Origin of the sequence: Mesorhizobium sp. WSM4983, from assembly GCF_029625765.1 — a bacterium.
Lineage (GTDB): Bacteria > Pseudomonadota > Alphaproteobacteria > Rhizobiales > Rhizobiaceae > Mesorhizobium.
In genome coordinates, this window is sequence record NZ_JARTVM010000001.1 from 688,721 (window position 1) to 704,346 (window position 15,626).

A 15,626-nucleotide genomic window follows, 5' to 3' on the forward strand; every position below is an offset into this window, starting at 1 on the left:
CGGACGTTTTCCCGCTTCCAAAGTACCGACAGGCCAAATGCGCGCATTGCAACTTATCGAGGACCGCCGCCTTGAAACGGTGGACCTTCCGCCTCCCCCGCCGCCTTCGCAAGGTGAAGTGACGCTCCGCATCAAGGCGGTGGCGCTCAACCATATCGACGTCTGGGGCTGGCGCGGCATGGCCTTCGCCAAGCGCAAGCTGCCGCTGGTCGTCGGCGCCGAAGCCTCGGGCGAGGTCGAGGCTGTCGGGCCAGGCGTCTCCACCCTCCTGCCGGGGCAACTGGTGTCGATCTACGGCGCGCGAACCTGCGGGCTCTGCCGTGCCTGCCGCGAGGGCCGCGACAATCTTTGCGAGCACGTCTCCGGCGTCCACGGTTTTCATCTCGACGGCTTCGCGCAGGAAAAGATCAACCTGCCTGCCCGTCTCCTGGTGCCTGCGCCGCCCGGTGTCTCAGAGATCGGCGCTGCCGTCGCACCCGTCACCTTCGGCACGGTCGAGCATATGCTGTTCGACAACGCGAAACTGGAGCCCGGTGAAACCATCCTCGTCCATGCCGGCGGCTCCGGCATCGGCACCGCAGCCATCCAATTGGCGAAGCGCATGGGCTGCACGGTCATCACTACGGTCGGCTCGAACGACAAGATCGACAAGGCGAAGGCGCTTGGCGCCGACCATGTCATCAACTATCGCGAGGATCGCTTCGAAGGCGTGGTGCGCAAGCTGACGAAGAAAAAGGGCGTCGATGTCGTGTTCGAACATGTCGGCGCCGACACTTTTGCAGGTTCGATGCTATGCCTGAGGCGCGGCGGCCGCCTCGTCACCTGCGGCTCGACCTCCGGCGTCTCGACGCAGGTCAACCTGATGCAGCTTTTCCAGCAACAGTTGAAGCTGCTCGGCTCCTTCGGCTGCCGCATGAAGAACATGGCCGATGCCATGCAGAAAATGGCGGCCGGTCTCGTCGCGCCCGTGATCGACACCGAAGTCGGCTTCGACGACATCGACGCCGCGCTGAAGCGCATGGAAGGCCGCGACGTCTTCGGCAAGATCATTCTTCGCGTTTCCTAAGACAAGATGGTCGGCAAGGTGCTCAAGAAAGCCCGCCGGGACTTCATGTTCCGCTATGGCCGGCGGCTACGCCAAATGGAGCACTGGCTGGTGGCGCGGCTTGCCATGGCGGTCATCGGCCTGCTGCGCCTTTTGCCGCCTGACAGCGCGCTCAACTTCGCCGACCGCGTCGCCCGCGGCATCGGGCCAATGGTCGGACGGCACCGGGTGGCCGTCAACAATCTGCGCCTTGCCTATCCGCAAAAGAGCGATGCCGAAATCGAGGCCATCGCGTCCGACATGTGGGGCAACATGGCCCGGCTTGCCGCCGAATACATCTTCCTCGATGCCCTCTTCGATTTCGACCCGAATGCCGCCAAGCCGGGCCGGGTCGAGGTCAGCGGCATCGAGCATTTCGTCGAAATCGCAGGTGAAAAGAAGCCGCATATCCTGTTCACCGGCCATCTCGGCAATTTCGAGCTTTTGCCGGTCGCCGCCGCCACCTTCGGCATGAACATCACGGCGCTGTTCCGCCCGCCCAACAATCCCTACCTTGCCGACTACATCCACTCGACACGCCGTTCGAGCATGGGAGGCCTGCTGCCGTCCTCGACCGGCGCATCGTTTGCCCTCGCCGCCATCCTGGAAAACGGCGGCAATATCGGCGTGCTGGTCGATCAGAAATTCACGAACGGCGTCGAGACGACCTTCTTTGGCCGCCCCTGCCAGAGCAATCCGGTGCTGGGCATGCTCGCCCGCCACTATGATTGCGATGTCTATCCGGCGCGCTGCGTCAGGCTGCCGGGAAACCGTTTCCGATTGGAAATCGAAGACAAGCTCGGTTTGCCGCGCACCGAAACCGGCAGCGTCGATGTTCACGCCACCACGCAGCTGCTTGCCGACATCGTCGAGCGCTGGGTGCGCGAGGATCCCGGACAGTGGATGTGGTTCCACAAGCGCTGGGAGATGAGCGGCCGCCGACGTAAGCGGCGTTAGCAGGCCAAGGTCAGCTAAAGCGGCCGAGAACGTTCAGATCGCTTTCGTCTGGATCAAACGCGGAACCGCTTTGAAATAGCCTGCTGCTAGGCGTGTTGCGTCCAATGCGCAACGCAAAGCCGCGAGGACCAAGTCCACGCGGCTCCAGGTTCAGCTGTCTCAAAGCGGAGCGGGGATGGTGAAGTTCGGCCGGAACGTATCCATCGTGGCACCGTTGCGATCCTCGGAAAGCAGTGTGTCCGAGCCGAAGCTTGCCCGCAGGCCGACCACGTATTTGTGGATGTTCACGGTGCCTGAAGCTTCCGAGAAGGTCAGGTGATCCAGCTGATAGCGGCCAAATACCGACCAAGGGGTCCCTGAGAACCGATAAGTAGCCTGCAAGGCCGCCGTTACCGTATCGAAATGTCCGCCAAAACCGGACAGCCGCGAGAAGCCGAGTTCACCGTCGAAGCGGAGATTGTCTTGCGCGAAATACCGCACGACACCCCGGCCGCCCCAATTGTCGAAATGTTCGGACTCGCCGCTGGCCCGCAACTGCCCGTAGTAGGCCTGCCCGTAGATCGTCACGTTGCCGAAATAGGCCTGAGCCTCTGGACCGACGGTGAAGGTATAAAGGTCTAAGTCACCGATGCCGTTATCGCCGCCAAATCCGTTTATCGTCGCAAATCCACCCAGCGCATATGAGCTCGGATCGCGCCAGTAACCGTGGATCGCACCGCCGTAGCTGTAGATGTTCGTGCCTTCGACCCAAAGCGAATCGATCACCCCGTCAGTCTGGATGTTCCAGCGGGCGTCGATCGGGAAATTCACCCGAACGGCGCCGCCGGCAGTCGTGCCATCCGTGTCGTCCCCGGGGGTCGCGAAATAGAGACCTCCGAGATAGATTTCGCCATAACCTGATATATGCGGCTGCGCGAGTTCCTGGTCCAGAAGAACGGGTGCATCGGCAGCAAAAGCCGAGGTTGCGGTTGCCGCGATCGCAGCGCTCAATAGAAATCGATACATTAAAGTCCCCAAGCAGCCAGAACAACGCTCCGTACTTACCACTGCGCCGTCATGCAAACCAGCTCCGGCGATGCTCACGCTAGTATAAGCTGCTTGTTTTTGAAGCATGTGCGGCATTGCTGCAACGCTCCGAGCAGGCGCAGCCATCAAATGCTGCCTGCGGCCTAGGCAGCCCTCTCCGGCCCGTTTCAATCGGTGACGACGATTCGCGTGTTGCCGTAGCCGGCTTCCTTCACCATCGAATAGAAAGTCGCGGCATTGGCCGTATGCAGGCGCACGCAGCCATGCGAGGCCGGACGCCCGAGATATTTCACGGCGCCGGTGCCGTGAATGGCGTAGCCGCCGCGGAAGAACACCGAATACGGCATCGGCGAATTGTCATACTTGCGCGAGTACCACATCCGCGCGGTCCATTGCGGCCGGTAGCTGCCGCGCGGTGTGAAGTAGCCCCTTCGGGCCGTCGATACATTCCAGCGATACAGCACCTGGCCGTATCTGCTGACGGTCATTGTCTGCGTCGAGACGTCGATATTGGCGACCAGCGAAGCCGCCCGGCTTGCGATCGACGTGCCGAGCAACGTGGTTGCCAGCACGGCCGCCATGAGGCTGGATTTTTTCATGCGATGAACCCCTTCGATTGCCCCCTGCCATCACGTGGTCTCTTTTCCATCATTTTCGCCGGCAGGTGCGTTAAGTACCACACACTCCTTGACAAATTCGCCAATTCGATTTCGCGAATTTGAATGATTTCCCGTCATAGTTGCTGGGCCGCCACCCACTCTCAACGGTTTAAGCGCGAGCCTGCCCTCAATCATTGTCCGGCAACCGCGAAAGGCAGCTTGCAAAAGCGCCGCGTTGCTTCTTCAATCAGCAGGATGAATGAACGACTCCTCCGGGCCGTCGATGACCGGGTCGACGACCTGATCGCGCTGACCGCCGAGCTCATCCGCTTTCCGACCGTCAATCCGCCCGGCGAGGCCTACCGGCCATGTGCCGAGTATCTTGGCGCACGCCTCAAGAAGCTCGGCTTCGAAACCGAATTCATTCGCGCAGAAGGCACGCCCGGCGACACCGACCGCTACCCGCGCGTCAATGTCGTCGCCCGCTTCGACGGCCGCTCGCCCGGTGCCTGCGTCCATTTCAACTCGCATATCGACGTGGTCGAGGCCGGCGAAGGCTGGACCGTCGATCCTTTCGCCGGCCTGGTGAAGGAAGGTAGGGTCTACGGCCGCGGCGCCTGCGACATGAAAGGCGGGCTGGCGGCTTCTGTCATTGCCGCCGAAGCCTTCATGGAGGTCTATCCCGACTTTCCCGGCGCCATAGAGATATCCGGCACGGTCGACGAGGAATCCGGCGGGTTCGGCGGCGTCGCCCATCTGGCGAAGCTCGGCTATTTCTCGAAGCCGAAGGTCGACCACGTCATCATCCCCGAGCCGCTGAACAAGGACCGCATCTGCCTTGGCCATCGCGGGGTCTGGTGGGCCGAGATCGAGACCAAGGGCGAGATCGCGCATGGCTCGATGCCGTTCCTCGGCGACAACGCGGTGCGCCATATGGGTGCCGTCGTGCAGGCCTTCGAGGACGAGCTTTTCCCGGCGCTCGACCGCAAGGTGACGCGCATGCCGGTGGTGCCCGAGGGCGCCCGGCGCTCGACCATGAACATCAATTCCGTCCATGGCGGCCAGACCGAGGATTTCCGGCCGGGACTGCCCTCGCCCAACGTGCCGGATTCCTGCCGGCTGACCATCGACCGCCGCTTCCTGCTCGAGGAAGACCTCACCACCGTCAAGGGTGAAGTCACCGGCATCCTCGACCGGCTGAAGCGCGAGCGAGAAAAGTTCGACTACGAGATCCGCGACCTGATGGAGGTGCTGCCGCTGATGACCGAGCGCGACGCGCCGGTGGTGAAAGCCGTCGCCAAGGGCATCATGGAAATCTTCGACCGCGAGCCGGAATACGTCATTTCGCCCGGTACCTACGACCAGAAGCATGTTGCCCGCATTGGCCAGATCTACGACTGCATCGCTTATGGCCCCGGCATCCTCGATCTCGCGCATCGGCCGGACGAATGGGTGGGCATCGCCGACATGGTGGACGCGGCCAAGGTGATGGCGATCGGCCTCGACGTGCTGCTGCGCGGTACGACCGGCTGATCGGGAAAAACATTTCGCTTGGCGCCACCCGGCAGCACGAAACGCAATTTACTCACAGGCCAAATCACGCTTCTATCCGCTGGGCTTGTCCGTTTGACCGCATGGGAGTTCGGCAATGAGATTGTGGAAGACCATTTTGGCCGCCGCTGTGCTTACTTTCGCGGCCGCCACGTCGGCATTTTCGGCCCGTACCGACCTCGTCATCGGCATTCCGCTCGAACCCCCGCATCTCGATCCGACCGCGGGCGCCGCCGCCGCCATCGACGAGGTGCTCTACGCCAATGTCTTCGAAGGTCTCACCCGCATCGGTCCGAACGGCGAGGTGATCCCCGACCTTGCCGAAAGCTGGACCATCTCGGATGACGGCAAGATCTACACTTTCAAGCTGCACACCGGCGTGAAATTCCACGACGGCAGCGATTTCAGCGCCGACGACGTGAAATTCTCTCTCGACCGTGCCCGGGCCGACAATTCGGTCAACGCCCAAAAGGGGCTGTTCGCGCAGATCGACAAGGTCGATGTCGTCGATCCGGCGACGGTGAAGGTCACGCTGAAAAACCCGCAAGGCTCCTTCCTGTACAATATGGGCTGGGGCGACGCGGTGATGGTGTCGCCGAAATCGGCCGACACCAACAAGGAAAAGCCGGTCGGCACCGGCCCCTTCAAGTTCCAGAACTGGGCCAAGGGCTCGTCGATCACGCTTGTGAAGTCGGATAATTACTGGGGTGCCCCGGTTGTGCTCGACAAGGTCGAGTTCCGCATCGTACCCGACGCCGCCGCCGCCGTGCCGGCGCTGCTTTCGGGCGACATCCAGGCCTTCCCCTTCTTCGATCCCGACAGCGTCTCTCAGGTCAAGGACGATCCGCGTTTCAAAGTGGTGATCGGCTCCACCGAAGGCGAGACGATTCTTTCGATCAACAACAAGAAGCCGCCCTTCGACAAGCTCCAGGTGCGCCAGGCCATCTCCTTCGCGCTCGACCGCAAGGCGATCATCGACGGCGCCTCGGCGGGCCTGGGAGTGCCGATCGGCTCGCATATGTCGCCCGCCAACAAAGACTATGTCGACCTCACCGGCCTCTATCCGCACAATGTCGACAAGGCCAAGGAACTGCTGAAGGAAGCCGGCCTAGAAAAAGGCTTCAAGGCGACGCTGAAGCTGCCGCCGCCGTCCTATGCGCGGCTTGGCGGCGAGATCATCGCGTCCGAGCTGCGCGATGTCGGCATCGATCTGGAGATCATCCCCGTCGAATGGGCGCAATGGCTGGATCAGGTCTTCACCAAGAAGGACTACGACCTCACCATCGTCTCCCACACCGAGCCGAACGACATCGATATCTATTCGCGCAAGGACTATTACTTCAACTACGACAACCCGGCCTTCGATGCCATCATCGCCAAGCTCAACCTGACCTCGGACGAGGCGAAGCGGAAGGAGCTGCTGGCAGAGGCGCAGAAGATCCTCGCCGACGACGCCGTGGTCGGCTTCCTTTACGAGCTGCCGAAGGTCGGGGTCTGGGACGCGAAGCTGCAGGGCCTGTGGGAGAATGCACCGATTCAGGCCAATGACCTTACCAAGGTGAAGTGGACGGATTGACGCCGGCGCGGTCGCCTGATCGCCTCCCATGGCCACCTATCTCCTCAAGCGCCTCATCATCGCGACCATCACGCTGGTGCTGGCCTCGATGGTGGTGTTTGCGGTGATGGAAATCCTGCCTGGCGACCCGGCGCGCCTGATGCTGGGCTTCAACGCCAGCGCCGACCAGGTCGAGCTGTTGCGCAACCAGATGGGCCTGAACGCGCCGCTTGTCCTGCGCTACCTGCACTGGGCGGGCGGGTTGCTCAGCCTCGATTTCGGTCGCTCCTACACCTATTCGGTTCCCGTCATCGACCTCGTGGGTGAGCGCGTCGTCGTTTCCCTGCCGCTGGCGCTAATCGCGCTGGCGCTGTCGACCGTCATAGCCATTCCGGTCGGGGTGTTTTCCGCCGGCCGCCAGGGCCGGGCCGGCGACACATTCGCCATGGGCGCTGCCCAACTCGGCGTTGCCGTGCCGAATTTCTGGTTCGCGCTGATGCTGATTTATCTCTTCGCCGTATGGCTGCGGCTGGTGCCGGCGGGTGGATTTCCTGGCTGGGACGCCGGGATCTGGCCGGCCGTGAAATCGCTGCTGCTACCGGCCATCGCGCTGGCGCTGCCGCAGGCGGCGATCCTGGCGCGCGTCGCCCGCTCGGCGCTGATCGAGGTGCTCAACGAAGACTATATCCGCACCGCCCGCGCCAAAGGCCTGCCCTACCGCGCCGTGCTCTGGCGCCACGCGCTGCGCAACGCCATGATCCCGGTGCTCACCATTCTCGGCCTGCAATTCGCGTTCCTGCTTGCCGGCACCATCATCATCGAGAATGTCTTCTATCTGCCGGGGCTTGGACGGCTGGTTTTCCAAGCCATCACCCAGCGCGACCTGATCGTCGTCGAGAGCGTCGTCATGCTGCTGGTCGCCGCCGTGATCGCCGTCAATCTGCTGGTCGACTTCTCCTACGCCGTTGTCGATCCGCGGCTCAGGGGCCGGCAATGATAATGCGCGTCGACCTGCCCGAGGAAACGCTTGCCGGGGTTCTGGCCAAAGCCTTCGGCAACCGCTCTTTTCTGATCGGCTTCGCCATCACGCTGCTGGTGGCCGCGATTGCGCTGCTCTCCTTTGTATGGACGCCCTACGACGTCACCAAGCTGGTCATCGCAGACAAGACGCAGGCGCCCTCGTGGACGCATTGGTTCGGCACCGACCATTTCGGTCGCGACATCCTTTCGATGATCATGGTCGGCGCACGCAACTCGATCGCGGTAGCGCTGGTGGCGGTCGGCATCGGCATGGGCATCGGCGTGCCGCTCGGCGCCTTCGCGGCGGCGCGGGGCGGCCTTGCCGACGAGGCGCTGATGCGCATCAACGATCTCGTCTTCGCCTTCCCGGCACTACTGTCGGCGATCATGATCACCGCCATCTTCGGGCCGGGCGCCGTCAACGCCATCATCGCCATTGGCATCTTCAACATCCCGGTCTTCGCGCGCGTCGCCCGCGCCGGCGCCTTGGCGATCTGGCCGCGCGAATTCATCCTCGCCGCGCGCGCTGCCGGCAAGGGCATGACGCAGATTTCTGTCGAGCACATCCTGCCCAACATCGCGACGCTGCTGCTGGTACAGGGCACGATCCAGTTTGCGCTGGGCATCCTCGCCGAAGCGGGGCTTTCCTATGTGGGCCTGGGCGCGCAGCCGCCAATGCCGAGCTGGGGCCGCATGCTGTTCGACGCGCAGACGCGGATGGTGACGGCGCCGTGGATGGCAATCTTTCCCGGCATGGCGATCATCGTGACCGTGCTTGGGCTCAACCTGCTCGGCGACGGCATCGCCGACATCCTCGATCCGAAATCGCGGCGGCGGCGATGAGCCTGCTCCAGATCGAGAACCTGTCGCTTGTCATCGGCGGAACGCGGATCCTGAAGCAGGTCGAGCTTGCGATTGCGCCTGGCGAGGTGGTCGGCCTGGTCGGCGAATCCGGTTCCGGGAAATCGATGACGGCGCTGACGATCATGAGCCTGCTGCCGCATCTAGCTCAAACCAGCGGACGCGTCACTTTCGACGGCATCGACCTCCTTGCAGCGAGCGAGGACCAGATGTGCGCGCTGCGCGGCGACGACATCGGCATGGTTTTCCAGGAGCCGATGACGGCGCTCAATCCAGTCAAGACCATCGGCGAGCAGGTGGCCGAGGGCATTCGCTGGCACACCAGGGCGGGCCGCGCCGAGGCCGAGGATCGCGCGCGAAAAATGCTCGACCGTGTCGGTCTGCCGGAAGCCAAGTTCCCACTGTCGCGCTACCCGCATGAGCTCTCCGGCGGGCAGCGCCAGCGCGTCGTCATCGCCATCGCCTGCGCGCTGAAGCCAAAATTGCTGATTGCCGACGAGCCGACCACGGCGCTCGATGTGGTGCTGCAGGCGCAGATCCTCGACCTGCTGCGCGATCTGGTCAGCGAAAACCGCATGGGCCTGCTGCTCATCTCGCACGACCTTGCGGTAGTGACCGAGATGGCCGACCGCCTGACCATCCTGCGCGGTGGCGAAGTGATGGAAGCCGGCGACACCGCGCGCACGCTGTCGGCACAACACCACCCCTACACGCGCGAGCTGGCGCTGGCTTCCATGCATGTGCCGGCGCGGCCCAAAAAACACCTTGCCGGTTCGGCAAAGCCGCTGCTCGAAGTCGAAGGCCTGAGCCGCGACTATCCGGGTCGGCGCAAATCCCTGTTCCGGGCGGCAGAGCCGATCCGCGCCGTCGACGATGTATCGCTAACCATCGAGCCGGCCCAGTCGGTAGCCCTCGTTGGCCGTTCCGGCTGCGGCAAATCCACGCTCGCCCGCATGATCCTGGCATTGGACAAGTCGACGGCGGGCTCAATCCGCTTTCGCGGCCAGACCATCACCGGCAAATCAGAGGCCGAGCTGAAGCCGGCCAGGCGCGACATGCAGGTGGTCTTCCAGGACCCTTACGGCTCCTTCGATCGACGCCAGAAGGTCGAGAAGCTGGTCGCCGAGCCGTTGCATCTCCTGGAGACCCAGCCGTTGAAAGCCGAGCGGCGCGAGATGGTCGCGCATGCGCTGCATGAGGTCGGACTCGGCCCGCGCGACATGGACAAATACCCGCATGAATTCTCGGGCGGCCAGCGCCAGCGCCTGTCGATCGCCCGCGCCATCATCACCCGCCCGAAACTGGTCGTCGCCGACGAGCCGGTCTCGGCGCTGGATGTGTCGATCCGCGCCCAGATCCTCGACCTCTTCGCCGAGCTTAACCAGAAGCTCGGCATCGCCTATCTGTTCATCACCCATGACCTGACGGTTGCCCGCGCCATGTCGGACGAGGTGCTGGTCATGCATGAGGGCAAGATAGTCGAGCGCGGCAGGACGGCCGATGTGCTCGACAGCCCGCGCTCGGAAGCCGCGCAGGCGCTGGTCGCGGCGGCGCCGGACCTTCACCGTGCGATCGCGCGACGCATGCAGGAACAAGGGTAAGCGGCGAGCCCGCGCTCAGCCCTCCGGTTTGACCAAATCCACCGGGCTGATGTCGAGCAGGTCGAGCGTGCGACGCAGCAGCTTCACCTCGCTCTCGGCAAGCTTGGAATCCGCCTTCGCGATCTCGGCCATGTGGCGCGCAAGCAGCTTTCGCCGCTCGACATCGAGGTCGCGGAACAGCGCGATCGCTTGTGAGCCGTTGGTCTCGTAGCCGTAGTCGTTGAGATATTCGACGACGCTGTCGATCGAGGCTTCGGGAATGCCGAAGGCTTCCTTGCAGATGTGCCGGAAGGCGACCATCTCGCTCTCCGACACCGCGCCGTCGGCCAGGATCATCCGGAACAGCATCAGAAGCTCGGCCGACAGCACCGGATCGTCCGCTACCTTGCGCACGCCCGGGTCGCCGTCGAAGATCGAACGTATCTGGTCGAGCAGCGCCATCGCCGTAAGCCTCCCCTTGCGATTCCGTTGAAATTGTTAGCGTGGAATCGGTCTTGCGCAAACTGTCTAAGCATGATGGAAGCAGCCGTCCCCCGCCTTGACCCACAGCCCGATGATCGACCTTACCTTGCAGACTGTCTTCATGCTCACCGCTGCCGCTTTCGCGGCGGGCTTCGTCGATTCGATCGCCGGCGGTGGCGGCCTGATCACCATCCCGGCGCTGCTCCTGGCGGGCTTCTCTCCGGTGGCAGCGCTCGGCACCAACAAGCTGCAGGGCATGTTCGGGTCCGGCTCGGCCACGATCCACTATGCCGCGAACGGCCAGGTCGATTTGCGCCGACAATTGCCTTCCGCGCTGCTGGCCCTTGTTGGCGGCGCCATCGGCGCCCTGCTGGCGACGATCGTGCCCGGCGACTTCCTGCGTGCCCTTTTGCCGGTTCTCTTGATCGCGATCGCCCTCTACTTCGCGTTCAAACCCAACATGAACGACGTTGACCGCGCAGAGCGTCTGTCACCGCTCCTATTCGGCCTAACGGTTGTGCCTGCCATCGGCTTGTACGACGGTCTGTTCGGCCCAGGCACGGGCTCGTTCCTTATGCTCGCCTTCGTCAGCCTTGCCGGCTATGGTCTGCTCAAGGCGACCGCGCACACCAAGCTGCTCAATTTCGCCTCCAACATCGGCGGCTTCGTCGTCTTCGCCGCCGTCGGCGTCATCGACTGGAAGATCGGTCTGATGATGGGTGTCGCCCAGTTTCTGGGCGCCCGCCTCGGCGCAGGCCTCGCCATCAAAATCGGCGCAAGACTGATCAAGCCGCTGCTGGTGATCGTGTGTGTAGCGCTGGCGGTGAAGCTGCTTGCCGCCCCGGCCAATCCCCTACGCCAACTCATTGGTGTGTGACTGTCCTGCTGGTAGAATTCGGGTGTTGCGAATCATGTTGGAGGGACCAGACATGAATCTTAGTGCGCCCACGCAGATCGTGTTCATTATTTCGTTGGTCATCGCCGCCATCGGCCTTCTCGCCGCTCTCGGCCTTCTTGCGTTCATTCCTCTCGCGTCGGTGTGGATCATGCTCATCGCCTATGTCGTGCTCGCCGGCGGCTGCCTGATGCGCGGCGCCTAAAGCAATCCAGGAAAAGTGTGGAGCAACTCGGAGCGCCCGGCCCTGCCGGGCGCTTTTGATTTTTGCGAGCGTGTTCTGCTAGGCTCGCGGCATGTCCGACGAGACGGAGCGCCATCGGGAGGATACTCGCTCTCCCGCCCTCCATTCCGAGATGGTGCGGCGCAAACCCGCCGCCCCGCTCGCAGGCATCGTCACGGATATCTGCGGCTATCGGGAAATATTGCCCGGCCATTTCCGCATGGTCGAATATGCCTCGCTGACCGTACCCCTGGTGATCAGCTTCGCCGAAGCCTTCGCCATCGGGCTCGGCCGCAGCCCGGGCGACAACGATCGCTACGCCAGCTTCGCCGCCGGTCTCTATGCCGGCCCGGTCATGATCGAATCCTTCGGCGCCGCCTGCTGTGTCCAGGTCAATTTCACGCCGCTTGGCGCCAGGCAATTCTTCGGCCTGCCGATGAGTGAGTTGCGCGACCGCATGGTCGGGTTGGACGATGCGATGGGCTTTGATGGCATCGCGCTGCGCGAACAGCTCGGCGAAGCGTCGGATTGGGACAAGCGCTTCGACATTGCCGAGGGTTTCATCGCAGGCCGACTCGCGGACGCGCATGCGCTTTCGCCCGAAATCGCCTGGGCCTACCGGACGGTCATCGCATCGGGCGGCCGCACCCGCATTTCGGCGCTCGCCAGCGAGATCGGCTGGAGCCGCAAGCATCTGGCGGCGAAATTCACCGACGCGACCGGCATCGGCCCGAAGACATTGTCACGCATCGTGCGCTTCAACCGCGCGCTGTCGCTGTCGAAGCGGCAGGACGACAACTGGGCCGGCATTGCCGCCGATTGCGGCTACGCCGACCAGGCGCATCTGGTGCGCGAATTCCGTCAGCTTGCCGGCGAAACGCCATCCGGGCTCGCCACGTGGATCTAAGCTTCAGGCGAGGTAACATTTCTTCAAGACGTGGAAACCGCCTTCGCACAGACTGGCATCCATTCAACCAGCACAGGGATATTGTCATGCCAGCAACAAACGAAGCACCCCGTCTCTATCCAGCCCTGCGATACAGGAACGCCGCTAGGATGATCGACTGGCTCAGCGAGGCCTTCGGCTTCGAACTGCGCGCCCGTTATGGCGATGGCGACATCGTTCACCACGCGGAACTGACCTTTCGGTCCTCGATGATCATGCTGGGCACCGCGCGCGACGACGATTACGGCAAGATGGTCGGCGAGCCCGGCGGTGGCGGCGGCAAGTCCATCTACATCGCCGTCGATGATGCCGATGCCGCCTATGCCAAGGCGAAAAAGGCCGGCGCCAGGATCACCCAGGAACTGGTCGACCGCGACTATGGCAGTCGCGAGTTCATCTGCCTCGACCCCGAAGGCAATGTCTGGTCCTTCGGCACCTACTGGCCGAAGGCGGGCGAGAAGGCGTCGTTGCTATCCGCGCCGGCATTTGCGGCTGGCGAAAACGCCTGAACCTCGTCATCCACGGGCGGAGCGGGAGCGAAGCGGACGCGAAGACCCGAGGATCCATTCCGTGACCTCGATGGAAGGGCGCAGAGGAGCAGAATTCTGCACGGTAGCAACGCCTTACCGTCACGGAATGGATCCTCGGGTCTGCGCCGCGTCGCTTCGCTCCTTGCTCCGCCCGTGGATGACGATGCGACGGAAGCTTTCGCTAATGGCAAGCGCATGCGCATCGACGGGAGGACCTACCGCGCCAGCCCGAAAATCGCATCGCAGTCGAGATGCTTCTCCAGCTCGGCCGCGACATCGTCCAGCGCCTTCTCGACCTCGGCGCGATAGTCGATGCCCCCATCCTTGACCCCGAGGCTCGCAAGGTAGGCCGCGCGAAAAGCGTCCGCTGCAAACAGCCCATGCAGATAGGTGCCGATAACCTTGCCGTCGGCGGAGACCGCGCCGTCCTCGAGGCCGTTGATGATCGCCGAAGGCCGCGCCGTGTCCGGGCCGGTGGTGCGGCCGAGATGGATCTCGTAGCCTTCGAGCGGCAGGCCGAACTGCACCGAATGAGCGCTCGAATTGCGCACCGTCTTTTCCGGTTCCATCACCGTCTCGATGTCGAGCAGGCCAAAGCCATCCGTCTCGATGACCCTGCCTTCGATGCCCTCCGGGTCGCGCACCTTGCGGCCGAGCATCTGATAGCCGCCGCAGATGCCGACGACATGGCCGCCGCGTTTGCGATGCGCGGCAAGGTCGCGATCCCAGCCATTCTCGCGGAATTTTATCAGATCGCCGATGGTCGATTTCGAGCCCGGAATGACCACCAGCCCGGCATCTTCCGGGAGCGGCTTTCCCGGCGGCACGAACACCACCTCGACCTGCGGCTCGGCCTTGAGCGGATCGAGATCGTCGAAGTTGGCGATCCGCGCCAGCATGGGCACCGCCACCTTCAGCGCCCGCCTTTCGCCCGAGGCAAGGCGCTCGAGCACAACCGAATCTTCGGACGGCAGCCTTGCCGCGGACTTCAGCCAGGGCACGATGCCGAAACAGCGCCAGCCGGTAAACTTGCCGATGGCGCTGACCCCATCGTCGAACAGCGAGACATCGCCGCGGAACTTGTTAATGAGATAGCCGGCGATCATGCGCCGGTCTTCCTCCGGCAGGATCAGATGCGTGCCGGCGACGGAAGCAATGACGCCGCCGCGGTCGATGTCGCCGATAAGCACCACCGGGACGTTGGTACGCGTGGCAAAGCCCATATTGGCGATGTCGCGGCTTCTAAGGTTGATCTCGGCCGGCGAGCCGGCGCCCTCGACGATGACGAGGTCGGCGTCCTCGCCGACCTTCGCCCAGGAATCGAGCACCGCATCCATCAGCCTGGCCTTCATCGCCTGATAGTCGCGCGCCCGCGCCTCGCCAAAAACCTTGCCCTGCACCACCACTTGCGAGCCGATGTCGCTTTGCGGCTTGAGCAGCACCGGGTTCATGTGCACGGTCGGCCTCACCCCGCAGGCCAGCGCCTGCAGCCACTGCCCGCGGCCGATCTCACCGCTGCCGGTCTTGTTGTTGCCGGGGATGTCGGCGACGGCGGCGTTGTTGGACATGTTCTGCGGCTTGAACGGCCTGACCTTCAGTCCGCGTTTTTTTGCTGCCCGGCAGAGCCCCGCCACCAGCACCGTCTTGCCGACATCCGAGCCGGTGCCTTGCAGCATGATCGCCCTCGCCATCAGCCCCTGCCCTCCGAGGCGACGATAGATTTCTGCGCGAGCGGTCCACCTCGCCACATATAGAGCGCCATCAATGGCTCCTTGCAGGTACGCATGGCGTGATTGACGTTGGACGCGTGGTGGATGATCTCGCCCGCTGCGCGAACGCGAAAGCCGCGCTCGCCCATGCGCCACTCGGTGCCGCCGGTCAGCGGAATGTAGATCTCCTCGGCGGTGTGGTGGTGGTCTGGGTAGACACTGTCGGGCCCGAGGATCAGCAGGCCGCCCGCGACCTCGTCATTGGCGAAATGCCCCCGCGTGCCGAACACCTCCAGCCAGCCGTAATTGTCGATGAAGAGCTGTCCGAAATCGGCAGCGGTATAAGTCTGGCCCCAGCACAGCTCATTGCGATGGTCCGCGATGAACCGCGTCAGCGGCCCGGCGTCCCGCGGCGCAAGCTCCGCAATCCGATCGAGATGGCGAAGGCAACGAAGCGCACGTGGTTCGCGCGAACGAGAGGGCATGTGCCAATCGATGCGCGCGACGGCGTCCGCAACCAGATCGCTGTCGATGCCGGCGAGATAGAAGTGGAACCGGTCCAGCAGCTGATCGAAAATTGTCGGCACGCAAGACTCCGTTGATCAAT

The 15,626-nt window shown here is 63.4% G+C and carries 16 protein-coding genes; 11 read left to right on the forward strand and 5 right to left on the reverse strand.

What is annotated here, in order from left to right; translation table 11 throughout:
• Positions 1-37 precede the first annotated feature (37 nt).
• Together P9254_RS03520 and P9254_RS03525 are read left to right on the forward strand one after the other, a co-directional pair.
• Positions 38-1,066 (forward strand): zinc-binding dehydrogenase, encoded by a 1,029-nt coding sequence (locus P9254_RS03520; RefSeq protein WP_067329404.1) that lies wholly within the window; start codon positions 38-40, stop codon positions 1,064-1,066.
• A gap of 6 nt (positions 1,067-1,072) precedes the next feature.
• Positions 1,073-2,041: a lipid A biosynthesis lauroyl acyltransferase gene (locus P9254_RS03525; protein WP_278053717.1), complete on the forward strand. Its 969-nt coding sequence runs from the start codon at positions 1,073-1,075 to the stop codon at positions 2,039-2,041.
• A 159-nt stretch (positions 2,042-2,200) separates the two neighbouring features.
• On the opposite strand, the gene P9254_RS03530 is transcribed toward P9254_RS03525, so the two are convergent.
• Positions 2,201-3,046, reverse strand: a complete 846-nt coding sequence (locus P9254_RS03530) for a hypothetical protein (RefSeq protein WP_278053715.1) — start codon at positions 3,044-3,046, stop codon at positions 2,201-2,203.
• A gap of 188 nt (positions 3,047-3,234) precedes the next feature.
• A complete protein-coding gene (locus P9254_RS03535) occupies positions 3,235-3,666 on the reverse strand; it encodes a L,D-transpeptidase (RefSeq protein WP_066999783.1) in 432 nt (143 codons plus the stop codon).
• 255 nt (positions 3,667-3,921) lie between these two features.
• Here P9254_RS03535 and P9254_RS03540 point away from each other — a divergent pair, with 255 nt between their 5' ends.
• From P9254_RS03540 to P9254_RS03560, 5 genes are all read left to right on the forward strand, one after another.
• Positions 3,922-5,199 carry an acetylornithine deacetylase/succinyl-diaminopimelate desuccinylase family protein gene (locus P9254_RS03540; protein WP_095830143.1) on the forward strand — a complete coding sequence of 426 codons (1,278 nt, stop codon included), beginning with the start codon at positions 3,922-3,924 and terminating at the stop codon, positions 5,197-5,199.
• Positions 5,200-5,314: 115 nt separating this feature from the next.
• Positions 5,315-6,793 carry an ABC transporter substrate-binding protein gene (locus P9254_RS03545; protein WP_278053711.1) on the forward strand — a complete coding sequence of 493 codons (1,479 nt, stop codon included), beginning with the start codon at positions 5,315-5,317 and terminating at the stop codon, positions 6,791-6,793.
• A gap of 28 nt (positions 6,794-6,821) precedes the next feature.
• Positions 6,822-7,769: an ABC transporter permease gene (locus tag P9254_RS03550; RefSeq protein ID WP_067329389.1), complete on the forward strand. Its 948-nt coding sequence runs from the start codon at positions 6,822-6,824 to the stop codon at positions 7,767-7,769.
• Positions 7,766-8,635, forward strand: coding sequence for an ABC transporter permease (locus P9254_RS03555; protein ID WP_067329386.1), 870 nt, complete (start codon positions 7,766-7,768; stop codon positions 8,633-8,635). The genes P9254_RS03550 and P9254_RS03555 overlap by 4 nt, the downstream gene beginning before the upstream one ends.
• On the forward strand, positions 8,632-10,254 hold the full coding sequence (locus tag P9254_RS03560; RefSeq protein WP_278053709.1) for an ABC transporter ATP-binding protein: 1,623 nt from the start codon (positions 8,632-8,634) through the stop codon (positions 10,252-10,254). The genes P9254_RS03555 and P9254_RS03560 overlap by 4 nt, the downstream gene beginning before the upstream one ends.
• A gap of 15 nt (positions 10,255-10,269) precedes the next feature.
• On the opposite strand, the gene P9254_RS03565 is transcribed toward P9254_RS03560, so the two are convergent.
• Positions 10,270-10,695 (reverse strand): TerB family tellurite resistance protein, encoded by a 426-nt coding sequence (locus tag P9254_RS03565; RefSeq protein WP_066999766.1) that lies wholly within the window; start codon positions 10,693-10,695, stop codon positions 10,270-10,272.
• Positions 10,696-10,807: 112 nt separating this feature from the next.
• Between P9254_RS03565 and P9254_RS03570 the strand changes: the two genes are divergently transcribed.
• The 4 genes from P9254_RS03570 (at position 10,808) to P9254_RS03585 (ending at position 13,289) form a co-directional block, all read left to right on the forward strand.
• On the forward strand, positions 10,808-11,593 hold the full coding sequence (locus tag P9254_RS03570) for a TSUP family transporter (RefSeq protein WP_278054209.1): 786 nt from the start codon (positions 10,808-10,810) through the stop codon (positions 11,591-11,593).
• 52 nt (positions 11,594-11,645) lie between these two features.
• The gene (locus P9254_RS03575) at positions 11,646-11,816 is read left to right on the forward strand and encodes a hypothetical protein (RefSeq protein WP_082954093.1); all 171 of its coding nucleotides are present in this window, start codon (positions 11,646-11,648) and stop codon (positions 11,814-11,816) included.
• Positions 11,817-11,907: 91 nt separating this feature from the next.
• A complete protein-coding gene (locus tag P9254_RS03580; protein WP_095825658.1) occupies positions 11,908-12,741 on the forward strand; it encodes a helix-turn-helix transcriptional regulator in 834 nt (277 codons plus the stop codon).
• An 86-nt stretch (positions 12,742-12,827) separates the two neighbouring features.
• A complete protein-coding gene (locus tag P9254_RS03585; RefSeq protein WP_278053707.1) occupies positions 12,828-13,289 on the forward strand; it encodes a VOC family protein in 462 nt (153 codons plus the stop codon).
• 236 nt (positions 13,290-13,525) lie between these two features.
• On the opposite strand, the gene P9254_RS03590 is transcribed toward P9254_RS03585, so the two are convergent.
• Entirely contained in the window at positions 13,526-15,001 is a 1,476-nt protein-coding gene (locus P9254_RS03590; protein ID WP_278053705.1) for a cobyric acid synthase, read from the reverse strand.
• Positions 15,001-15,606 carry a dimethylsulfonioproprionate lyase family protein gene (locus P9254_RS03595; protein ID WP_278053703.1) on the reverse strand — a complete coding sequence of 202 codons (606 nt, stop codon included), beginning with the start codon at positions 15,604-15,606 and terminating at the stop codon, positions 15,001-15,003. The genes P9254_RS03590 and P9254_RS03595 overlap by 1 nt, the downstream gene beginning before the upstream one ends.
• Positions 15,607-15,626: the final 20 nt, after the last annotated feature.

What these genes read in the sequence shown, in the direction of transcription:
- P9254_RS03530 (WP_278053715.1), bottom strand. Translation starts at nt 3,046, where the DNA reads ATGTATCGATTTCTATTGAGCGCTGCGATCGCGGCAACCGCAACCTCG.
- P9254_RS03590 (WP_278053705.1), bottom strand. Translation starts at nt 15,001, where the DNA reads ATGGCGAGGGCGATCATGCTGCAAGGCACCGGCTCGGATGTCGGCAAG.
- P9254_RS03570 (WP_278054209.1), top strand. Translation starts at nt 10,808, where the DNA reads ATGATCGACCTTACCTTGCAGACTGTCTTCATGCTCACCGCTGCCGCT.
- P9254_RS03525 (WP_278053717.1), top strand. Translation starts at nt 1,073, where the DNA reads ATGGTCGGCAAGGTGCTCAAGAAAGCCCGCCGGGACTTCATGTTCCGC.
- P9254_RS03520 (WP_067329404.1), top strand. Translation starts at nt 38, where the DNA reads ATGCGCGCATTGCAACTTATCGAGGACCGCCGCCTTGAAACGGTGGAC.
- P9254_RS03585 (WP_278053707.1), top strand. Translation starts at nt 12,828, where the DNA reads ATGCCAGCAACAAACGAAGCACCCCGTCTCTATCCAGCCCTGCGATAC.
- P9254_RS03580 (WP_095825658.1), top strand. Translation starts at nt 11,908, where the DNA reads ATGTCCGACGAGACGGAGCGCCATCGGGAGGATACTCGCTCTCCCGCC.
- P9254_RS03540 (WP_095830143.1), top strand. Translation starts at nt 3,922, where the DNA reads ATGAATGAACGACTCCTCCGGGCCGTCGATGACCGGGTCGACGACCTG.
- P9254_RS03545 (WP_278053711.1), top strand. Translation starts at nt 5,315, where the DNA reads ATGAGATTGTGGAAGACCATTTTGGCCGCCGCTGTGCTTACTTTCGCG.
- P9254_RS03555 (WP_067329386.1), top strand. Translation starts at nt 7,766, where the DNA reads ATGATAATGCGCGTCGACCTGCCCGAGGAAACGCTTGCCGGGGTTCTG.
- P9254_RS03560 (WP_278053709.1), top strand. Translation starts at nt 8,632, where the DNA reads ATGAGCCTGCTCCAGATCGAGAACCTGTCGCTTGTCATCGGCGGAACG.
- P9254_RS03565 (WP_066999766.1), bottom strand. Translation starts at nt 10,695, where the DNA reads ATGGCGCTGCTCGACCAGATACGTTCGATCTTCGACGGCGACCCGGGC.
- P9254_RS03575 (WP_082954093.1), top strand. Translation starts at nt 11,646, where the DNA reads ATGAATCTTAGTGCGCCCACGCAGATCGTGTTCATTATTTCGTTGGTC.
- P9254_RS03550 (WP_067329389.1), top strand. Translation starts at nt 6,822, where the DNA reads ATGGCCACCTATCTCCTCAAGCGCCTCATCATCGCGACCATCACGCTG.
- P9254_RS03535 (WP_066999783.1), bottom strand. Translation starts at nt 3,666, where the DNA reads ATGAAAAAATCCAGCCTCATGGCGGCCGTGCTGGCAACCACGTTGCTC.